Below are 18,395 nucleotides of genomic sequence, written 5' to 3' on the forward strand. Positions count from 1 at the left end.
GGAGCTGCCGAAGGCTGCGATCTTTTGATCTTCTACATCTGCGTCGCCATCCCCTCGACATTCATCGCCGCCTGGCGCAACGCTTCCGAACGTGTCGGGTGCGGATGACAGGTCAAGGCAATGTCCTCCGCCGAAGCACTGAATTCCATCGCCACACAAAACTCACCAATCATCTCACTCACGCTCGGCCCCACAAGATGCACGCCGAGCACTTCGTCCGTGCGTTCATCGGCGAGGACTTTGGCAAAACCCTCAGTCTCATGGTTGATCTTCGCCCGGCTGTTGGCGGTGAACGGGAATTTGCCGACCTTGTAGGCGCGGCCCTCAGCCTTGAGTTGCTCTTCAGTCTTGCCGACGCTGGCCAGTTCCGGCTTGGTGTAGATGACGTTGGGGATCAGGTCGTAATTGACCTCGCCAGCCTTGCCATGGATCTGCTCGACGCAGGCCATCGCTTCATCCTCAGCCTTGTGCGCGAGCATCGGCCCGGACGTCACGTCGCCAATCACCCAGACGCCAGCCGCTTCGGTGCGATGCTGTTTATTGGCGAGCATGCCGCGCTTGTCGGTGCTCAGACCGACGTTTTCCAGGCCCAGGCCTTGGGTGTAAGGGCGACGACCAATCGCCACCAGCACGTAATCGGCTTCGAGCAGTTCCGCCGTGCCGCCCGCCGCCGGCTCAACGCTGAGCTGCACGCCGTTCTCCGACGTCGTCGCGCTGGTGACTTTCGAACTCAACTTGAAGGCGATGCCCTGTTTGCTCAGCGAGCGCTGCAGGGTTTTGCCGGCTTCGGCATCAACACCGGGGCAGATGCGGTCGAGGTATTCGACCACGGTCACCTGCGCGCCGAGTCGCCGCCACACCGAACCCAATTCCAGACCGATCACGCCGGCCCCGATGACCACCAGATGCTTGGGCACTTCGCTCAGCGACAACGCGCCCGTGGAATCGAGGATGCGCTTGTTGTCGATCTCGACGCCGGGCAGGGGAGTGGGCTCGGAGCCGGTGGCGATGATGATGTCTTTGGCAGTCAGCTCGACCTTATTGCCCTGATCGTCAGTCACCGTGACCTTGCCCGGCCCATCGATGTGGCCCCAGCCCTTGATCCAGTCGACCTTGTTCTTGCGAAAGAGAAACTCGATGCCTTTGGTCAGGGCGGTCACGCTTTCGTCTTTCTGTTTCATCATTTGCGCTAGGTTCAGCGTCGGTTTGACTTCGATGCCGAGGTTGGCGAATTCCGCACCCATCGCTGCGTCGTACAGCTCAGAGGCGTGCAACAGGGCTTTGGACGGCATGCAACCGACGTTCAGGCAGGTGCCGCCAAGGGTCGCCCGACCTTCGACGCAAGCGGCCTTGAGGCCCAACTGGCCGGCGCGGATCGCCGCGTTATAACCACCGGGGCCGCCGCCCAGAATCACTACGTCATAGTTGCTCATGCGCTTGCTCCTGATGAATGGATGCGGATCGCTAAAAGTAGCTGTCGATAAAAATTACGAACGTAATATGTGCGTTTCCAGACATTTCGGTCAAGGCTTCAGGCAAGCGACAGGTTGAGCATCTTTGAATACGGGTAATTGTGTACGAATATTTCACGCTTTTCGTTATATCGTAACGATATGAACCGTGAGCCAATGATTTTGGGGTGATATGCAAGTTGATCTGGAGGTGGATGGCACGCAGGTGACCGGACTGCCGCGTTTTCAGCAGGCGACCACGCAGGGCAGGCGACTGCGGCGTTGGGCGTTCGGTCTTGGCGGATTGGCCGGGGCGGGCTGGGTGTCGGCGTTTTTCGTCGGGTTGTTTGCGCCGCAGGCATTGTGGCTGCCGCTGCTGGTCAATCAGAGCGCGGCGTTGCTGGTGCTGGTCGCCGGGCTGCAATCGGCGTGGTGGGTGACGCAATGGCGCGCGCGGGTGATCAATCCTGTTGTGCTGACGCCGACTGCCGACGATCAAGCGATTGCGCCAGAAGGTTGGTACGAACGCCTGCTGGATCGCCTCAGTCAGCGCGGTTTGCATGTGCTTGGCCAGATCGGTGCAGCGACGCTGTGGTTGGGCGGTTGGGCGTTGCTGGTGGCGCTGAGCATCGAACAGGTGTGGAACCTGACGTTGCCCGCCGCAACCGTTGGAGTGTCCGCCTCCGTCGGTGCGGCGTTGGCGTTGCTGCTGGCGTTTGGTTTGCTGGTGCTGGAGCGGCAACTCGCTCAGGAGAATCCAGCGCAATGGCCAGAAGCGGGAGCACTGGCGCAACTGACGCGCGTGGCGATCATCAGTCTGGTGCTCGGCGCGCTGTGTTTATTGTTCGCTGGCGAGAACACGGTTTGGCCGGTTCGCGTGGCGGTACTCATCGGCATCTTGCCGGGATTGGTCGCGATCGAGCTGCTATTGCGCGCGGTACTCTCGGTCTTCAGCCCACGCCGCCAACAGCTCGAACCGACGCTATTGGCGCGCAGTTTCGTCGCCGACATGCTGCGCTGGCCGCCGCAGCCGTTGCTCGCGTTGCAGCATGAACTGCACAACCGTTTTGGTATCGATTTGCGTCAAATCTGGGCGTTCAGTTACATGCGCCGAGCGTTTCTGCCGGTGCTGGCGCTGGTCGCAGCGGTGGGTTGGTTGCTTACTGGCATCCATGAAATCCCGCTGCAGGGCCGAGGCATTTATGAGCGTTTCGGCAAACCGGTGCAGGTCTTTGGCCCCGGTTTGCACACAGGTTTGCCGTGGCCGTTGGGTCGCGTGTTGATCGTCGAAAACGGCGTGGTGCATGAACTCGCTACCAGCGTCGGCGAGAACCCGGCACCGCCACAAGCCGATCCTGCTGAAGGCCCGGCACCGATGACGGCCAACCGTTTGTGGGACGCCAGTCACGTCAACGACAAGTCGCAAGTGATCGCCAGCAGCCGCGGCGATCAGCAGAGCTTTCAAATCGTCAACATGGACGTGCGCTTCGTCTATCGCATCGGCCTGACTGATCAGGCGGCGCTGGCCGCGACGTACAACAGCGCTGATGTGCCAACGCTGATCCGCAGCACCGCCAGCCGGATTCTGGTGCACGACTTTGCTTCGCGTACGCTCGACGGTTTGCTCGGTGAAGACCGGGTAGGGCTGGGCGAGGAGATCGGTCGCGCGGTGCAAAGCGATCTGCAACAACTCAACAGTGGTGTGGAGATTCTCGCCACGGTGGTTGAAGCCATTCACCCGCCGGCCGGTGCCGCCAATGCTTATCACGCGGTGCAAGCAGCGCAAATCGGCGCGCAGGCGTTGATCTCCCGTGAGCGTGGCGCGGCGGCCGAAGCGAGTAATCAGGCGCAATTGCAGGCCAGCCTCGCTCGCGATCAGGCCAGCGCCAACGCCCGCGAAACCAGTGCCACGGCGCAAGCGGCGGATCTGAAATTCAGCGCCGAACAAAAAGCCTACGCCAGTGCCGGTCAGGCCTTTGTGCTGGAGCAATACCTCGCGCAGCTCAGCCAAGGCCTGAGCAAAGCCCAATTGCTGGTACTCGATCATCGCCTCGGTGGCAGCAGCAATGCGCCGACCATCGACCTGCGTACCTTCACGCTGCCGGCTGACCCGACGCCCGCGCGCACCATCGCTCAACCAGGAGTCGCCCATTGAGCCAGTCGCACACGCACGAACCGCATGATCACAGCGGCCACGATCACGGCCACGGCGGACATCACCATCATCATGGGCATCACCACCACGGAGCGTCGGAAGAGGCGGGGCCTTTCCCGTGGCGGCGCATGGGCTGGGCAGTGTTGCTGGTGGCGTTCGCTATCGCGGCGGCGAGCCTGGTGCAAGTGCGCTCCGGTGAAGCCACGGTCATTACTCGCTTCGGTAATCCATCGCGGGTATTGCTTGAACCGGGTTTGAGCTGGCGCTGGCCGGCGCCATTCGAAGCGGCGATTCCGGTGGATCTACGTTTGCGCACTACCTCCAGCGGCTTGCAGGATGTCGGCACCCGCGATGGTTTGCGCATCATCGTTCAGGCCTACGTGGCGTGGCAGGTGCAGGGCGATCCAAGCAACGTGCAGCGTTTCATGCGCGCAGTGCAAAACCAGCCCGACGAAGCGGCGCGGCAGATTCGTACTTTTGTTGGCTCCGCGCTGGAAACCACCGCGAGTAGTTTCGATCTGGCAAATCTGGTCAACACCGATGCCAGCCAAGTGGATATCGCTGAATTCGAAGCGCAGTTGCGTCAGCAGATTGATCAGCAATTGCTGGCGACCTATGGCGTGCGTGTTGTGCAAGTCGGCATCGAGCGTTTGACCTTGCCGTCGGTAACTCTCACCGCCACGGTCGATCGCATGCGCGCCGAGCGTGAAACAATTGCTACCGAACGCACGGCGATCGGCAAACGCGAAGCGGCGCAAATCCGTTCCGCTGCCGAACGCGATGCGCGAATTGTGCAAGCTGACGCCACCGTGAAAGCCGCAGAAATCGAAGCGCAATCTCGCGTCGAAGCCGCGCAGATTTATGGCCGCGCCTACGCCAGTTCGCCGCAGCTGTATAACTTGCTGCGCTCGCTGGATACGCTCGGCACCATTGTTACGCCGGACACCAAACTGATTCTGCGCACCGACGCCGCGCCATTCCGCGTATTGGTCGATGGCCCGCCGACACTCGACAGCAAATCCGGATCGCAGCCATGAGTGAAGAAGTTCCACGTGGAACACATTCGCTAAACAGCCCTTGGATTCAGGCCGGTCGTTTGGCATTTTTTGCCCTGTATGCGGTAACGGTGCTGGCCGCGCTCGCGTGGGCATTCTCCAACGTGCGGCAGATCGACCCGCAGAATCGCGCCGTGGTTTTGCACTTTGGCGCTCTGGATCGTGTGCAAAACGCCGGTCTGTTGTTGGCCTGGCCGCAGCCATTCGAACAGGTGATTTTGCTGCCCGCAGCGGATCGAGTCATCGAACGCCGAGTGGAAAATCTGTTGCGCAGCGATGAGGCGTTGAAGGCTGATCGTGTTGCTTCGTTCGCCACACCGCTGAGCGATGCGCTGGCGGGGTCTGGTTATTTATTGACCGGTGATGCTGGCGTGGTGCAACTGGATGTGCGGGTCTTTTACAAAGTCACCGACCCTTACGACTTCGTCTTGCAGGCCGATCATGTGCTGCCGGCGCTGGATCGATTGGTCACCCGCAGCGCCGTCGCACTGACGGCCGCGCGCGATCTCGACACAATTCTTGTCGCTCGTCCGGAGTTGATCGGCGCTGACAATCAAGCCGCCGAACGCCGTGAAAGGCTGCGCGGTGATCTGGTGCAAGGCATCAACAAACGCCTCGCCGAGTTGAAGGCGAGCGGGCAGGGCATCGGCATCGAAGTGGCGCGGGTCGATGTGCAATCGAGTCTGCCTGACCCTGCCGTAAGTGCGTTCAACGCCGTGCTGACTGCCAGTCAGCAAGCCGATAAAGCCGTGGCCAACGCGCGCACCGACGCCGAGAAACTCACCCAGACCGCCAACGAACAAGCCGACCGCACGCTGCAAGTGGCTCACGCACAGGCGGGTGAACGCCTGGCCAAAGCCTCGGCCGACACCGCCACGGTGTCGAGTCTGGCCAGCAGCACCGACCCGCAAATGCTCTTGCGCCTGTACCGCGAGCGCATGCCGAAGATTCTCGGCCAGGCCGGATCGGTGACCACGGTCGATCCGAAAGACGATTCCCGCCTGATCATTCAGGGAGCCAGTAAATGACTGCGACGACCGCCGCACCGAGCCTGTTGTCCTCGGCCGAACAACGCCGCGCCGCTCGGCAACTGACCCTCGCGATGCTTGCGTTGGGGTTGCTCGGTCTCGGTTTGATCTGGCGTTGGCTGGTGCCGGAGCAAACCGGTGTCAGTCAGTTGCTGCTCGGTTTTGCTTCTTTATTAGTCGCCGTGCCGGTGATGCGTTCGGCATGGTTCAGCCTGCGTTATCCAAGCCTGCATGGCATCACCGATCAACTGATTGCCTTGGCCATGCTCGGCGCGTGGGCGACTGGTGATCTGCTCACGGCGGCGCTGTTGCCGATCATCATGATCTTCGGCCACGTGCTGGAGGAGCGCAGTGTCATCGGTTCGCAGGAAGCGATCCATGCGCTTGGCCAACTGACGCGCAGTCACGCGCGCAAGGTTCAGGCCGATGGTTCGATCCTCGAAGTGGACAATGGCACGCTGAAATCTGGCGACACTGTTGAGGTGCGCGCCGGTGATCGGGTGCCGGCGGATGGTCGGGTACTGTCCGGCCAGGCCAGTCTCGATACCGCTTCGATTACCGGCGAGTCAGTGCCGGTCGAGGCGGCTGTCGGCATGACGGTGTTCGGCGGCGCGATCAACCTTGATGGACTGCTGCGCATTGAAGTCACCCGCACCGGCGATGAATCGACCCTCGGCAAAGTCATCGCCCTGATGCAAAACGCCGAGCGTTCGAAACCACCGATCACTCGTTTGCTCGAGCGTTATGCTGGCAGCTACATGGTGCTGGTGTTGTTGCTGGCGGCGGTGACCTGGTTCGTTACCAACGATGCGCAGGCGATGCTTGCGGTGTTGGTGGCGGCGTGTCCGTGCGCGTTGGTGTTGTCTGCCCCGGCGACGGCGATTGCCGGTGTCGCGGTGGCGGCGCGGCACGGGATTCTGATCCGCAGTTCGGCGTTTCTTGAAGAACTGGCTGACCTGACCTCGCTGGTCGTCGACAAGACCGGCACGCTGACTTACGGCACGTTGCGTTTGCAGTCGATCGACAGTTCTCACACAGACACCTCTGCAATTACCGCACTGGCTGCCAGCCTCGGAGCGGCGAGCAGTCATCCGGTGAGTCGAGCGTTGGCGGGGTTGGTCAGTCAGGAACAGTCGGTGGCCCTGAGTGAGATACACGAGCGTCAGGGTCTTGGTGTGGTTGCCATGACGGAGCAGGGCGAGGCGGCGCTGGGGCGACCGGAGTTGTTCGCGCAATTGGGCATCATTACTACGACCGTTCCCGAGCACGACGGCCCGATTGCCGGGTTGTCCTTGAACGGTGAATTTCTTGCGTGGTTGTTGCTGGCTGACAGCGTCAAACCGGAGGCGCGTTTTGCCCTCAGCGAGTTGCGCGAATTGGGTTTGGGTCGGCAACTGTTGCTGACCGGTGATCGGCAGAGTGTCGCTCAGACTTTGGCGCGTGATGTTGGTTTGCAAGAGGTTCAAGCCCAGGCCTTACCCGAGGACAAACTCAATCGTGTGCTCAAGGAAATCGACAACGGTTTCCGGCCGATGGTGGTGGGTGACGGCATCAACGATTCGCTGGCACTCAAGGCCGGCGTGGTCGGTGTGGCGATGGGCGCGGGCGGTGCGGACATCGCGTTGGCCTCGGCTGACATCGTGCTGATCGGCAGCGATCTGCGCAGGCTCGGTACGTGCGTGCGGCTCAGTCGACAGTGTCGCCGAACCTTGCAGGTCAACGTGGTCATCGGTCTGGGCTGGACGCTGGCCATCGTTGTGTTCGCCGCATTCGGTTGGTTGGGTGCCGCCGGGGCGATGATCGCGGCGCTGTTGCATAACCTCAGTACGCTACTGGTGTTGGGCAATGCCGGGCGGCTGCTGCGCTTTCAGGAACCACTGCTAAAGCTCAAGGACGATCATTGAAATTATTTTTGACCCTCGTGTAACGCCATCCGGGTGGCTCTCTCTAGTGCTATGTCGGCACTGAACAAACCGTTCAGCCGACATCCCTGACGATGACCGAGGAAAACAAAAATGACTATCAAGACCGCTGCTGCTGGTGCTGCTCTCGCTTTTGCCGCTGCTACGATGTTTGCCGGTGTTTCGACTACCGCTACGGCTGCTGATGCCAACGTTCACTGCTACGGCGTCAATGCCTGCAAAGGCCAGAACGACTGCAAGACCAAAGATCACGCCTGCAAAGGTCTGGGCACCTGCAAAGGCATGGGCTTCAAGGCCATGACTCAAGCGGCTTGCGAAAAAGCAGGTGGCAAGGTCGGCGAATAACTGACCGCAAGTGCCGCCGCAGTGGTTCACGCCACTGCGGCCACTTTTAGCAGGAGTCCGACATGTCCGCTTCGCTTCCTTTCCTGGGTTACGGCCTCGGTTTACGCAGCGCTTATTATCAGCAGATCCTCGAACAGTCGCCGGACGTCGACTGGTTTGAAGTGGTCTCCGAGAATTTCATGGTGCAGGGCGGCAAGGCTCTGTACTACCTGGACGCCATCGCCGAGCGCTATCCACTGGTGATGCATGGTGTGTCCCTCTCCATCGGTGGGCCGCATGCCCTCGATCCGGACTATCTAAAAAAACTCAAGCAACTGGCTGAGCGGGTCAAACCGGCATGGGTCTCCGATCACCTGTGCTGGAGCCGTGGCAACGCCCATCAGTTGCACGACTTGTTGCCGCTGCCCTATACCGCAGAAAGCCTTGAATACATCGCCGGCCGTGTGGCGCAGGTTCAAGATGTCTTGCAGCGGCCGCTGGTGCTGGAGAACGTCTCCAGCTATGTGCGCGCCGCGTCGGACGAGTTCAGCGAATGGGAATTTCTCGCGGCCCTGAGCCGGGAGAGCGGCTGCGAGTTATTGCTCGACGTTAATAATGTCTACGTCAGCTCACGCAATCACGGCTTCGATCCATGGGCGTTCATTCAAGGTTTGCCGGCAGAAAAAGTACGTCAACTGCATCTGGCCGGGCACAACGATTACGGCGATTACGTCATCGACACCCACGACCATCCGGTGAGCGATCCGGTCTGGGCGCTGTATAAACGCACGCTGGAACACATCGGCCCGGTGGCGACGTTGCTGGAACGCGACGATCATTTCCCGCCGTTCGAAGAGCTGCTCGCCGAGCTGCACAAGGCCCGCGAGTTGGGTGACGCGGTTCTGGCCGGGAGACAGCAATGCGCTTGAAGGAATGGCAACTGGCGTTCGAAGCGTTTCTGCTGGATGCCGCGCCGGCCGATCAGGCCTTGGCCGACAGCCTGATCGGTGGGCCGACGCTCGATGTCGGTACTGGCCTGGCGATTTATCACAACGCTTACGCGGCGCGTTTGCTGGAAGTGCTGACCCACGATTTCCCGGCCATTCATTATTGGATGGGCGATGAAGAATTCGATCTGCTCGCCACCGCGTATATCCGCCAATGTCCGTCGGCGCATTACAGTCTGCGTTGGCTGGGTAAAGGTTTTGAAGCGTTTATCCGCGAGCATCTGGTGCCCGAGCAAAGCGCGCCGCTGGCGGAACTGGCCGCACTCGAATGGGCGTTCACCCTGGCATTCGATTCCCCGGCCGGCGCGCCGCTGACGATCAATGCGATGGCGACACTGGCGCCGGAAGAGTGGCCGACCTTGCAGTTCAAACCGACGCCTTCGCTGCAATGGCTGGCGTGTGAATTCAACAGCGTCGCGATTTGGCGCTCGGTAAAGGATGAAGCGGATTTCCCGCACAGCGTGGCACTCGAAACACCTCAGGTCTGCGTGATCTGGCGTCACGAGTTGGTCTGCAACTATCGCAGTCTGGACAGCGCTGAAGCGAATGCGCTGAATGGGTTGTTAAACGAAGGCTGGAGTTTCTCCGAACTGTGCGAAGCGTTAGCAGTCATCTATGGTGAGGGCGCGCCGCTGCAAGCTGTTACGTGGTTGAAACAGTGGGTTCAGGATGGCTTGCTGGAGCGTCTGCAACGATAGTTTTGGCTAATTAAATCGATAGCCTGCTATTTTTTCAGGATGGTCTACCCTCAGATCTGACGGTCTGAAACAAGGGGGATTTTCCATGCTCGCGCAACTTCCACCGGCCTTACAGAATCTGCAGCTTCCGCTTCGCCTGCGACTCTGGGACGGCCATGAGTTCAATCTGGGGCCGGCGCCCAGCGTCACCATCGTGGTCAAGGACCCGCAGATGGTCACCCAGTTCACTCATCCAAGCCTCGATGCGCTCGGAGCGGCATTCGTTGAAGGCAAGCTCGAACTGGAGGGCTCGATCAGCGAGGTCATCCGGGTTTGCGACGAATTGAGCAACGCATTGCTTGGTGACGATGACGATAATCAGCCGGTGCGCGCCTTGCACGACAAGGAAACCGACGCCAAAGCCATTTCCTACCACTACGACCTGTCCAACGCGTTTTACCAGCTCTGGCTGGACAGCGACATGGCGTATTCCTGCGCGTATTTCGAAACGGGCAGCGAAACCCTCGAGCAGGCGCAGCAAGCCAAATTCCGCCATTTATGCCGCAAGCTGCGTTTGCAGCCGGGCGAATACCTGTTGGATGTCGGTTGCGGTTGGGGTGGTCTGGCACGTTTTGCCGCACGCGAATTCGGTGCGAAAGTCTTCGGCATCACCTTGAGCAAAGAACAACTGGAACTGGCGCGCGAGCGAGTAAAAGCCGAGGGCCTCGAAGACCAGGTCGAACTGCAACTCCTCGACTATCGCGACCTGCCGCAGGATGGCCGTTTCGATAAGGTGGTCAGCGTCGGCATGTTCGAGCATGTCGGCCACGCCAATCTCGCCGAGTACTGCAAAACCCTGTTCGGCGCGGTGAAGGAGGGCGGTCTGGTGATGAACCACGGCATCACCGCCAAGCATACGGATGGCCGTCCGGTGGGACGCGGCGCCGGCGACTTTATCGAGAAATACGTATTCCCCAACGGCGAGCTGCCGCACCTGTCGATGATCTCGGCGGAGATCAGCGAAGCGGGGCTGGAGATTGTCGACGTCGAAAGCCTGCGCCTGCACTACGCGCGCACACTGGATCACTGGAGCGAACGGCTCGAGGACAACCTTGAAGCCGCGGGCAAACTGGTGCCGGATCAGGCGCTGCGCATCTGGCGTTTGTACCTGGCCGGCTGTGCTTACGCCTTCGCGCGCGGCTGGATCAATCTGCACCAGATTCTCGCGGTGAAAGCGCATCCGGATGGTAGCCATGAACTGCCATGGACACGCGACGACATCTATAACCCCTAAACCCTTTTCCTCTCCTTAGGGAGAGGGGGCTTTAGAGAATCGGTGAAATAAGCCGGGCGATCCGCATGCCGAGTTGTTGCAGGCGGTGGATCTCCCGGCTTTCTTCTTTGGCGACTTCATCAGACTGCGCGAAGTCGTCGTTGAGCATCTGTTCCACGTCGGCGGCGAACGCACTGTCGACCGTCAGCAACATCACTTCGAAATTCAGCCGGAACGAACGGTTGTCCAGATTGGCGCTGCCAATCGCGCTGATCTCGCTGTCGATCAACACCACTTTCTGATGCAGAAACCCTGGACGGTAACGGAACACCCGCACGCCGGCGCGCACCGCTTCGAATGCATAAAGGCTGGAAGCGGCGTAGACGATGCGGTGGTCGGGGCGCGAAGGCAGTAGCAATCGCACATCGACACCGCGCAACACCGCCAGTCTTAACGCGGCGAAAACCGCTTCATCGGGGATGAAATACGGGCTGGTGATCCACACCCGTTCTGTCGCCGCGTGGATCGCTTCGACGAAGAACAGCGAGCAGGTTTCGTACGCATCGGCCGGGCCGCTGGCGAGCAATTGGCAGAGCACGCCGTCTTCGGGGTATTCATCCGGCAGGATCAGCGGCGGCAGGGTGCGTGCGGCCCAGAACCAGTCTTCGGCAAACGATTCCTGCATGCACGCCACCACCGGACCACGCACTTTGACGTGGGTATCGCGCCACGGTGCCAGCGGTGGTTTTTCGCCCATGTATTCATCGCCGACGTTGTGCCCGCCGACGAAACCGACCACGCCATCGACCACGACGATCTTGCGGTGGTTACGGAAGTTGACCTGAAAGCGGTTGAGCCAGCCGCTGCGCGTGGCGAAAGCTTTGACCTCGACACCGCCATCACGCAGCGCCTGCACATAACTGTGGGGCAGGGCATGGCTGCCGATGCGGTCGTAGAGCAGGTGAATGGTCACGCCATCGGCAGCTTTCTTCAGCAGCAGATCACGCAGGCGCTGGCCGAGGCGGTCATCGTGGATGATGAAAAACTGGATCAGCACCGCTTCCTTGGCCTGCTCGATGGCGTGGAAAATCGACTCGAATGTCGCCGTGCCGTTGATCAGCAGCTGCACTTCGTTGTTCGCCAGACACGGCATGCGCCCAAGCTTGGGCATCGCCCGCAGTGACGCGTAGGCATTCGAGGCGCGCGCAGTCAGGGCTTCTTCCACCCAAGGGCGCCAGTTCAGCTCGGAAATGGCCTGACGCATTTGTTCGTTGGCTTGGCGCCGTGCCTTGATGTAACCATCAAACGTGCTGCGGCCGAACACCAGGTACGGAATTAGCGTGAGGTAGGGAATAAAGATCAGCGACAATGCCCAGGCGATCGAGCCTTGAGCCGTGCGCACGGTGAGCACCGCGTGAAGGGCGGCGATCAAGCCGAGGGTGTGTATCAGGGCGATCAGGTAACCGAAAATGTGCGGTCCAAAATAATCCATGGGGCAGCCTTGCTCCGGAAGATTCAATGCTTAACAGACCATGTTCTGTCGCGATTGTCGCTATTTAATTGGTGCATGAACCGAAGCAATCGGCCGACGTCTAACGGCCACTACTGATCAGGAGTTTTTCGATGAACGTTCGTCTGCTGGGTTTGGCGCTGGGTCTGGGTTTGGCTTTGCCGGTGGTTGCTCAGGCGCAGATGCTGCAGCCGGGTCTGTGGGAAATGACATCGAGCAACGTCAAGGTCGATGACCAGCCTATGGATGTGCAATCGATCCTCGGTCAACTGCAAGGGCAGATGACCCCGCAACAGCGCGCGGCGCTGGAGAAAAACGGCATCAATATCGGCGGCAAAGGCATCCGCGCCTGCCTGACGCCAGAGCAGGTGGCGACCAACGATATTCCATTGGCCGACCCGCAGTCGGGCTGCAGACAGCAGATCACCGATCGCACCGGCAACCAGTGGAAATTCCGCTTCAGCTGCCCGAAAGCACAGGGCACCGGCGTGGCGACGTTCCTCAGTGATCGTGAATTCACCACGGTGGCGAACGGCACGTTCAATGCGATCGGGATCAACCAGAAGGGCAGTCTGGAAACCCGAGCGGTCTGGCTGGGCCAGGATTGCGGCGCTGTGAAACCCCGCGCTTAATGCGATCCCTGTAGGAGCTGCGGCACGCTGCGATCTTTTGATCTTGATTGCCAAAAACAAGATCAAAAGATCGCAGCCTCGTTGCACTCGTCAGCTCCTACAGGGTTTTTGAATCAGCGCATGAATCGTAGCGCTAGCCCGCGACACCCCTCATTCACCCGTCCCTCTCGCCACGCAATCTGCCCCGACACAATCGTCGCATTCACCCGATGCCGAAAGCTGCGCCCGGCAAACGGCGTCCATCCGCACTGCGACAGAATCGGCTGCCGATCGACCTCCAGCCTCTGCGCTTCAACCAACACCAGATCCGCCCAATACCCTTCACGCAAATAACCCCGATCCGGAATCGCAAACAGATCCGCGACGCGATGGCTGGTCTTCGCCACTAACGTCGTGACCGGCAAAACCCCATCCGCCACCAACTCCATCAGCGCCGGCAACGCATGCTGCACCAGTGGCAATCCGGACGGCGCCTGTGCGTAAGGCCGCTGCTTTTCTTCCCAGGTATGCGGTGCATGATCGCTGCCAATAACGTCCAGCCGATTGCTGTTCAACGCTTCGCGCAGTGCGTCGCGATCCGCTTGGGTTTTGATCGCCGGGTTGCACTTGATCAGGTTGCCGAGCCTTGGATAGTCGCGGTCATCGAACAACAAATGATGCAGACACACTTCAGCGGTGATGCGTTTCTGCGCCAACGGTTTGTCCTCAAACAACGCCAACTCTCGCGCGGTGGTCAGGTGCAAAACGTGCAGGCGTGTGCCGTGACGTTTCGCCAGCTCCACCGCCAGTGATGAGGATCGATGACACGCCTCGGCATTACGAATGAGCGGGTGAGCGGCGGAAGGAATACGATCGCCGAACAGCTCGCGCAGATTGGCCGCGTTAGCGTCGATGCTTGGTGTGTGTTCGCAATGCGCCAGCAGGATGGTCGGCACTTCGGCGAACAGTCGCTCAAGGATCTGCGGATCATCCACCAGCATGTTGCCGGTCGACGCGCCCATGAACACTTTCACCCCGGCCACTTCACACGGATTGAGCGCAGCCACCGTATCGAGATTGTCCCGGCTCACGCCAAAGTGAAATCCGTAATTGGCCACCGAGTTGATCGCCGCCCGACGCTTTTTATCCGCCAGTGCTTCGAGGGTGAGGGTGGCCGGGTTGGTGTTGGGCATGTCAATGAAGCTGGTGATGCCACCGGCGACCGCCGCGCGCGACTCGGTGAGAATGCTGCCCTTGGCCGGCGCACCCGGTTCACGGAAATGCACCTGATCATCGATCATCCCCGGCAGTAACCATTGGCCGTTGGCGTCGATTTCTACCGTGGCGTTTTCACCTTCAATGCTTCGCGCAATTTTGACGATGCGCCCGTTGCTGACCAACAGATCGCCGTCAAACTCGCGTCCTTCGTTGACCAGCCTGGCGTTGCGAATCAGCACGCTGCTCATGGTTCAGAACTCGTTCTGCAAGGCTTTGTAGCCGCGCACCAGATCGACATTGGTGCGCGCCACGTCTTCGGAAAACTCCGAAGCGCTGACGCTCACCGGCGGGAATAACGAAAGGTCGGTGTTCGGGCCGATGCGGGTGGTGGAGGGCACGTAGAACGCGTCCGGCAAATCGCGACCATCGACCACCGAGTTGTGCCGTACCACGCAACCGTTGCCGACGATGCAGTTGAACAGCACGCTGTTGAAACCGATGAACACGCGGTCGCCGACCACGCATGGGCCATGCACGATCGAGCGGTGGGCGATGGAACTGAACTCGCCGATGGTCACCGCCGCACCGGATTTTGAGTGGATCACCACGCCGTCCTGAATGTTCGAATTGGCGCCGATGGTGATCGGCTCCATCTCGCCTGAGGCGTCCACTTCGTCGGCGCGGATCACCGCGTAGGGGCCGACGAACACGTTCTCGCCAATCACCACTTTGCCGCAGATGATCGCGGTTTTATCGACGTAAGCCGACTCGGCGATTTGCGGCAAATCGCCTGAAGGATTCTTGCGAATCATGGTTTGCTCAGCGCGTCGTAAAGGGTGTTGAGGTTGTATTCGAACAGGCCGGCGAAGGTGCTGGCCGGGCCACTGGCAGCGAGGGCGTCGGAGTACAACGTGCCGCCAATGTGCGCGCCGCTTTCATCAGCGATCTGCTTGAGCAAGCGAGCGTCCTTGATGTTTTCCATGAACACCGCTTTGACCTTGGCCTGACGAATCTGGGTGATCAGCGCAGCGACTTCGGCGGCCGAGGGTTCACGCTCGGTGGACAAACCCTGTGGCGCCATAAAGTCGATGCCATAGGCCTGACCGAGATAACCGAAAGCATCGTGGCTGGTGACGATCTTGCGATTGCCCGGCGGCAGCGAACCAAGCTTGGTTTTTGCTTCGGCGAGCAGCGCGTAGATCTGCTTCAGATAGGCTTGGCTGTTACGTTGGTAGTCGGCCTTGTTCGCCGGGTCGGCAGCGATCAGCGCCTTGGTGATGTTGGCAATGTACAACTCGGTGTTCGCCAGATTGTGCCAGGCGTGCGGGTCGGGAACGGTTTCGCCGTCCTCATCCAGCGAGCGTGGAATCACGCCATGGCTGGCACTGATGACCCTAGCTTTGGTCTCGGTGCTGGTCACCAGTCGATCCAGCCACGGCTCGAAACCGAGGCCGTTCTTGATGATCAGTTTGGCGCCGAGCAACGCTTTGGCATCGTCCGGCGTCGGCTCGTAAGTGTGTGCGTCGGCGTCCGGGCCGACCATGTTGGTGATCTGGATATGCTCGCCGCCGACCTGATGCACCATGTCGCCGAGAATGCTGAAGCTGGTCACCACCGGTAATTTTTCTGCCGCCGACAATGACATCGACAGCAGCAGGCTGAACAACACGAGTAGAGCGCGCATCGGGAAACACCTCATTGGGATGTGAGCAAGGGCGGGCGGCGCAGCAGACCGTGAACCGGCCCGAACACCACCGACAGCAGATAGCCGACGCCGGCGACCAGCACGATGGCCGGGCCGCTTGGCAGCGAGTAGTAGAACGACAGAAGCAAACCGAACCACACCGAGAGGCAACCGATGACGGCGGCGATGGCGATCAGGATCGGTAAGCGGCGGCTCCAGAATCGCGAAGCAGCGGCGGGGAGCATCATCAGCCCGACGACCATCAGCGCACCGATGGCCTGGAAGCCGATCACCAGATTGAGCACCACCAGCGTCAGGAACACGCCGTGGGCAAGTGGGCCGAGGCGGCTGACGGTTCTCAGGAACAGTGGGTCGAGGGTGTCGAGCAGTAGCGGTTTGTAGATCAACGCCATGGCGATCAGGCTGAATCCCGAGACCCACAACATGCCGGTTAGGGTCGGGCCGTCGACGGCCAATGCTGAGCCGAACAGCAGGTGAAGCAGGTCGAGGCGTTTGCCGGCGATGCCGAGAATCAGCACACCGCTGGCGAGGGAGATCGGGTAGATCGCGGCGAGGCTGGCGTCTTCGCGCAGACCGGTGCGGCGGGTGATCCATGCGGCGAGTCCGGCCATGCTCAGACCGGCGCCGAGGCCGCCGAGTGTGAGTGCGGGAAGGCTCAGGCCGGCGAACCAGAATCCCAGCGCCGCGCCGGGAAGGATGCCGTGGGCGACGGCGTCACCGATCAGGCTCATCCTTCGCAGGATCAAAAACACACCGAGTGGTGCCGTGCTGCACGCCAAGACCAGGCCGCCGAGCAGGGCGCGGCGCATGAACACGAACTCGTTGAACGGTTGCCATAAGTGGGCGACGGCGAGCATCAGGCCACCTGCGTGTGAGGGGTTTGCTGGATCAGTTCGACGCTGGCGCCGAATACGCATTCACGGTTTTTGATCAGCAAGGTGTGCGGAATGTGTTGGCGTACGGCGGCGAGGTCATGGCAGACCACGACGATAGTTCGACCTTGGTTATGCCAGGCGTGGATGTGTTGCCAGAGCAATTGTTGGCCGAGTTCATCGAGGGCGGCGTGGGGTTCGTCGAGGAGCAGAACCGGGGCGTCGGTCAGGCTCAAACGAGCGAGCAGGGCGCGTTGTAATTCGCCGCCGGAGAGGGCCATGAGTGGGCGGTGTTCGAGTCCGCTCAGGTGCCAGTTTTCCAGTGCGTCTTTCAGGCGTTGTGCGCGCAGTTGGGTTGAGAGTCGGCGTCCCCAGAAACCGGCGGCGATCAGTTCCTCGAGGCTGATGGGGAATTGGCGGTCGAGGTGCTGCTGTTGTGGCAGGAACGACAAGCCGCTTTGACGTGGAACACTCAGGCTGACGTTGCCTGCCAAAGGTTTTTGCAGGCCGGCGATGACTTTCAGAAGGCTGCTTTTGCCACAGCCGTTGGCACCGACGATTGCTGTGAGGCTACCGCTTTCCAGCTCTAGATTGAGGGGCGTGGTCAGCGGTTGACCGGGAGCGCCCCAGCTCAGGGATTGGCAACGGATCATGCTTGCTCACGCTGCCAGTGGCTTTCGGCGACGGCGTCGTGGGCGTGCAGACTTTCGGCGTGGATCACTCGCAAATGGAATTGGTTAACCCCGGGTGTACGGCGAAGGGCGAGATTCAGTCGGCGGGCGGCGTCTTCGCAGAACATCAGGTTCTGCCCGTTGGCGAGGGCGAAGGCTTGCTCGTCGGCGCGTTTAACTGCGGTTTGTACGGCGGTGCCGAGGGCGGCTTCGGCGTCGTTGATGATCGCGCTCAGCGGTAATTCATCGATGAATTCGTCGAGGTGCACATGCAGTTGTGCGGTGCTGCGTTGGCTGTGAGGTGTGGCGATGATGCCCTGGGTCGAGCCGAGCCAGGCCAGAATGTCTGCGTGCTGAAGGGCTTTATTGGCGAAGTCGTCGACGAATTGTTGCTGGATTAACTGCCGAGCCAGGGCCGCTGAACAAGGGCAGGTTGAGGAGTAGGGCACTTCTATTTTGAGTTCCACGTGGAACATCTTGTTTTTCAGGCTGGCTGAAATGGTCGCTGGATAGGATTTCCAACCGGCCAATGGGCTAATCAACGCAGGGCGTTTCAGCAGTAAATCGGTGTGGATATTCAAGTAGGCACAGTTGGATAAACCTTCGTGGCTATCCAGAAAATGTTTGAGCACCTGGTGCAGCAGAGCAGGGGAAAGGCTCTGCTGTTCCAGGGCTTCCAGCGCCAGATAGAGGCGTGACATGTGAATCCCGCGAGCCTCGCCGTCATCCAGACTCACTCCCGCATCAGCCTTCGCACTCAAGCGTTGGCCTTCCAATAAAACAGGTAATGCGATGCCATGCATGCCCACCCATTCGAGGGGTAAGGCTTGGCGAGCGGACTGCGCGGCGATATCCGGAAGTGTCAGCGAATTCATGTTCGGAACCATCGTGTTGAATGAATTGGATGTTACATTAT

General features: G+C 60.3%; 17 protein-coding genes. 9 read left to right on the forward strand and 8 right to left on the reverse strand.

The annotated features are described in order from the left end of the window. Positions 1–32: 32 nt before the first annotated feature. The gene (gene lpdA, locus ACIOMO_RS15345; protein WP_159813239.1) at positions 33–1,433 is read right to left on the reverse strand and encodes a dihydrolipoyl dehydrogenase; all 1,401 of its coding nucleotides are present in this window, start codon (positions 1,431–1,433) and stop codon (positions 33–35) included. Between the two features lie 211 nt (positions 1,434–1,644). Here lpdA and hflK (ACIOMO_RS15350) point away from each other — a divergent pair, with 211 nt between their 5' ends. The 8 genes from hflK (ACIOMO_RS15350) to cfaB all read left to right on the forward strand — a co-directional run bounded on the left by hflK (ACIOMO_RS15350) (position 1,645) and on the right by cfaB (position 10,913). Further along, a complete protein-coding gene (gene hflK, locus ACIOMO_RS15350) occupies positions 1,645–3,606 on the forward strand; it encodes a protease modulator HflK (RefSeq protein WP_401241763.1) in 1,962 nt (653 codons plus the stop codon). Then, a complete protein-coding gene (gene hflC, locus ACIOMO_RS15355) occupies positions 3,603–4,643 on the forward strand; it encodes a protease modulator HflC (protein ID WP_401241766.1) in 1,041 nt (346 codons plus the stop codon). Before hflK (ACIOMO_RS15350) ends, hflC begins: the two co-directional genes overlap by 4 nt. Further along, a complete protein-coding gene (gene hflK, locus ACIOMO_RS15360) occupies positions 4,640–5,689 on the forward strand; it encodes a protease modulator HflK (protein WP_401241769.1) in 1,050 nt (349 codons plus the stop codon). Before hflC ends, hflK (ACIOMO_RS15360) begins: the two co-directional genes overlap by 4 nt. Further along, positions 5,686–7,593 carry a heavy metal translocating P-type ATPase gene (locus tag ACIOMO_RS15365; RefSeq protein WP_401241771.1) on the forward strand — a complete coding sequence of 636 codons (1,908 nt, stop codon included), beginning with the start codon at positions 5,686–5,688 and terminating at the stop codon, positions 7,591–7,593. The genes hflK (ACIOMO_RS15360) and ACIOMO_RS15365 overlap by 4 nt, the downstream gene beginning before the upstream one ends. Before the next feature lie 111 nt (positions 7,594–7,704). Further along, positions 7,705–7,956 carry a hypothetical protein gene (locus ACIOMO_RS15370; protein WP_053125233.1) on the forward strand — a complete coding sequence of 84 codons (252 nt, stop codon included), beginning with the start codon at positions 7,705–7,707 and terminating at the stop codon, positions 7,954–7,956. Between the two features lie 62 nt (positions 7,957–8,018). Continuing rightward, complete coding sequence (locus tag ACIOMO_RS15375) at positions 8,019–8,864, forward strand: DUF692 domain-containing protein (RefSeq protein ID WP_401241774.1); 846 nt, start codon at positions 8,019–8,021, stop codon at positions 8,862–8,864. After that, entirely contained in the window at positions 8,855–9,640 is a 786-nt protein-coding gene (locus tag ACIOMO_RS15380) for a putative DNA-binding domain-containing protein (protein ID WP_401241777.1), read from the forward strand. The genes ACIOMO_RS15375 and ACIOMO_RS15380 overlap by 10 nt, the downstream gene beginning before the upstream one ends. An 85-nt stretch (positions 9,641–9,725) precedes the next feature. Continuing rightward, positions 9,726–10,913 (forward strand): C17 cyclopropane fatty acid synthase CfaB, encoded by a 1,188-nt coding sequence (gene cfaB / locus ACIOMO_RS15385; RefSeq protein WP_159813225.1) that lies wholly within the window; start codon positions 9,726–9,728, stop codon positions 10,911–10,913. 31 nt (positions 10,914–10,944) lie between these two features. Here cfaB and cls read toward each other — a convergent pair whose 3' ends face one another. Then, positions 10,945–12,384 (reverse strand): cardiolipin synthase, encoded by a 1,440-nt coding sequence (gene cls, locus ACIOMO_RS15390; protein WP_053125224.1) that lies wholly within the window; start codon positions 12,382–12,384, stop codon positions 10,945–10,947. Positions 12,385–12,515: 131 nt separating this feature from the next. Between cls and ACIOMO_RS15395 the strand changes: the two genes are divergently transcribed. Then, on the forward strand, positions 12,516–13,034 hold the full coding sequence (locus ACIOMO_RS15395; RefSeq protein WP_401241780.1) for a DUF3617 domain-containing protein: 519 nt from the start codon (positions 12,516–12,518) through the stop codon (positions 13,032–13,034). 113 nt (positions 13,035–13,147) lie between these two features. Here the strand turns inward: ACIOMO_RS15395 and ACIOMO_RS15400 are convergent, their stop codons facing one another. The 6 genes from ACIOMO_RS15400 to folE2 are packed head-to-tail and all read right to left on the reverse strand — an operon-like array spanning position 13,148 to position 18,354. Beyond that, positions 13,148–14,479 carry a dihydroorotase gene (locus ACIOMO_RS15400; protein ID WP_401241783.1) on the reverse strand — a complete coding sequence of 444 codons (1,332 nt, stop codon included), beginning with the start codon at positions 14,477–14,479 and terminating at the stop codon, positions 13,148–13,150. Between the two features lie 3 nt (positions 14,480–14,482). Beyond that, positions 14,483–15,043: a carbonate dehydratase gene (locus tag ACIOMO_RS15405; RefSeq protein WP_053125220.1), complete on the reverse strand. Its 561-nt coding sequence runs from the start codon at positions 15,041–15,043 to the stop codon at positions 14,483–14,485. After that, positions 15,040–15,915: a metal ABC transporter substrate-binding protein gene (locus tag ACIOMO_RS15410; protein WP_401241786.1), complete on the reverse strand. Its 876-nt coding sequence runs from the start codon at positions 15,913–15,915 to the stop codon at positions 15,040–15,042. The genes ACIOMO_RS15405 and ACIOMO_RS15410 overlap by 4 nt, the downstream gene beginning before the upstream one ends. 11 nt (positions 15,916–15,926) lie before the next feature. After that, on the reverse strand, positions 15,927–16,793 hold the full coding sequence (locus ACIOMO_RS15415; RefSeq protein ID WP_159813217.1) for a metal ABC transporter permease: 867 nt from the start codon (positions 16,791–16,793) through the stop codon (positions 15,927–15,929). Continuing rightward, positions 16,793–17,461, reverse strand: a complete 669-nt coding sequence (locus ACIOMO_RS15420; RefSeq protein ID WP_401241790.1) for a metal ABC transporter ATP-binding protein — start codon at positions 17,459–17,461, stop codon at positions 16,793–16,795. The genes ACIOMO_RS15415 and ACIOMO_RS15420 overlap by 1 nt, the downstream gene beginning before the upstream one ends. Further along, positions 17,458–18,354, reverse strand: coding sequence for a GTP cyclohydrolase FolE2 (folE2, locus tag ACIOMO_RS15425; RefSeq protein WP_401241792.1), 897 nt, complete (start codon positions 18,352–18,354; stop codon positions 17,458–17,460). The genes ACIOMO_RS15420 and folE2 overlap by 4 nt, the downstream gene beginning before the upstream one ends. Between the last annotated feature and the right edge of the window lie 41 nt (positions 18,355–18,395).

Source organism: Pseudomonas sp. NPDC087804, from assembly GCF_044742965.1.
Lineage (GTDB): Bacteria > Pseudomonadota > Gammaproteobacteria > Pseudomonadales > Pseudomonadaceae > Aquipseudomonas > Aquipseudomonas rustica.

Excerpts from the sequence above, each read along its gene's own strand:
- lpdA (WP_159813239.1), bottom strand. The coding sequence starts at position 1,433 with ATGAGCAACTATGACGTAGTGATTCTGGGCGGCGGCCCCGGTGGTTAT.
- hflK (WP_401241763.1), top strand. The coding sequence starts at position 1,645 with ATGCAAGTTGATCTGGAGGTGGATGGCACGCAGGTGACCGGACTGCCG.
- hflK (WP_401241769.1), top strand. The coding sequence starts at position 4,640 with ATGAGTGAAGAAGTTCCACGTGGAACACATTCGCTAAACAGCCCTTGG.
- ACIOMO_RS15365 (WP_401241771.1), top strand. The coding sequence starts at position 5,686 with ATGACTGCGACGACCGCCGCACCGAGCCTGTTGTCCTCGGCCGAACAA.
- ACIOMO_RS15370 (WP_053125233.1), top strand. The coding sequence starts at position 7,705 with ATGACTATCAAGACCGCTGCTGCTGGTGCTGCTCTCGCTTTTGCCGCT.
- ACIOMO_RS15375 (WP_401241774.1), top strand. The coding sequence starts at position 8,019 with ATGTCCGCTTCGCTTCCTTTCCTGGGTTACGGCCTCGGTTTACGCAGC.
- ACIOMO_RS15380 (WP_401241777.1), top strand. The coding sequence starts at position 8,855 with ATGCGCTTGAAGGAATGGCAACTGGCGTTCGAAGCGTTTCTGCTGGAT.
- cfaB (WP_159813225.1), top strand. The coding sequence starts at position 9,726 with ATGCTCGCGCAACTTCCACCGGCCTTACAGAATCTGCAGCTTCCGCTT.
- cls (WP_053125224.1), bottom strand. The coding sequence starts at position 12,384 with ATGGATTATTTTGGACCGCACATTTTCGGTTACCTGATCGCCCTGATA.
- ACIOMO_RS15395 (WP_401241780.1), top strand. The coding sequence starts at position 12,516 with ATGAACGTTCGTCTGCTGGGTTTGGCGCTGGGTCTGGGTTTGGCTTTG.
- ACIOMO_RS15400 (WP_401241783.1), bottom strand. The coding sequence starts at position 14,479 with ATGAGCAGCGTGCTGATTCGCAACGCCAGGCTGGTCAACGAAGGACGC.
- ACIOMO_RS15405 (WP_053125220.1), bottom strand. The coding sequence starts at position 15,043 with ATGATTCGCAAGAATCCTTCAGGCGATTTGCCGCAAATCGCCGAGTCG.
- ACIOMO_RS15410 (WP_401241786.1), bottom strand. The coding sequence starts at position 15,915 with ATGCGCGCTCTACTCGTGTTGTTCAGCCTGCTGCTGTCGATGTCATTG.
- ACIOMO_RS15415 (WP_159813217.1), bottom strand. The coding sequence starts at position 16,793 with ATGCTCGCCGTCGCCCACTTATGGCAACCGTTCAACGAGTTCGTGTTC.
- ACIOMO_RS15420 (WP_401241790.1), bottom strand. The coding sequence starts at position 17,461 with ATGATCCGTTGCCAATCCCTGAGCTGGGGCGCTCCCGGTCAACCGCTG.
- folE2 (WP_401241792.1), bottom strand. The coding sequence starts at position 18,354 with ATGAATTCGCTGACACTTCCGGATATCGCCGCGCAGTCCGCTCGCCAA.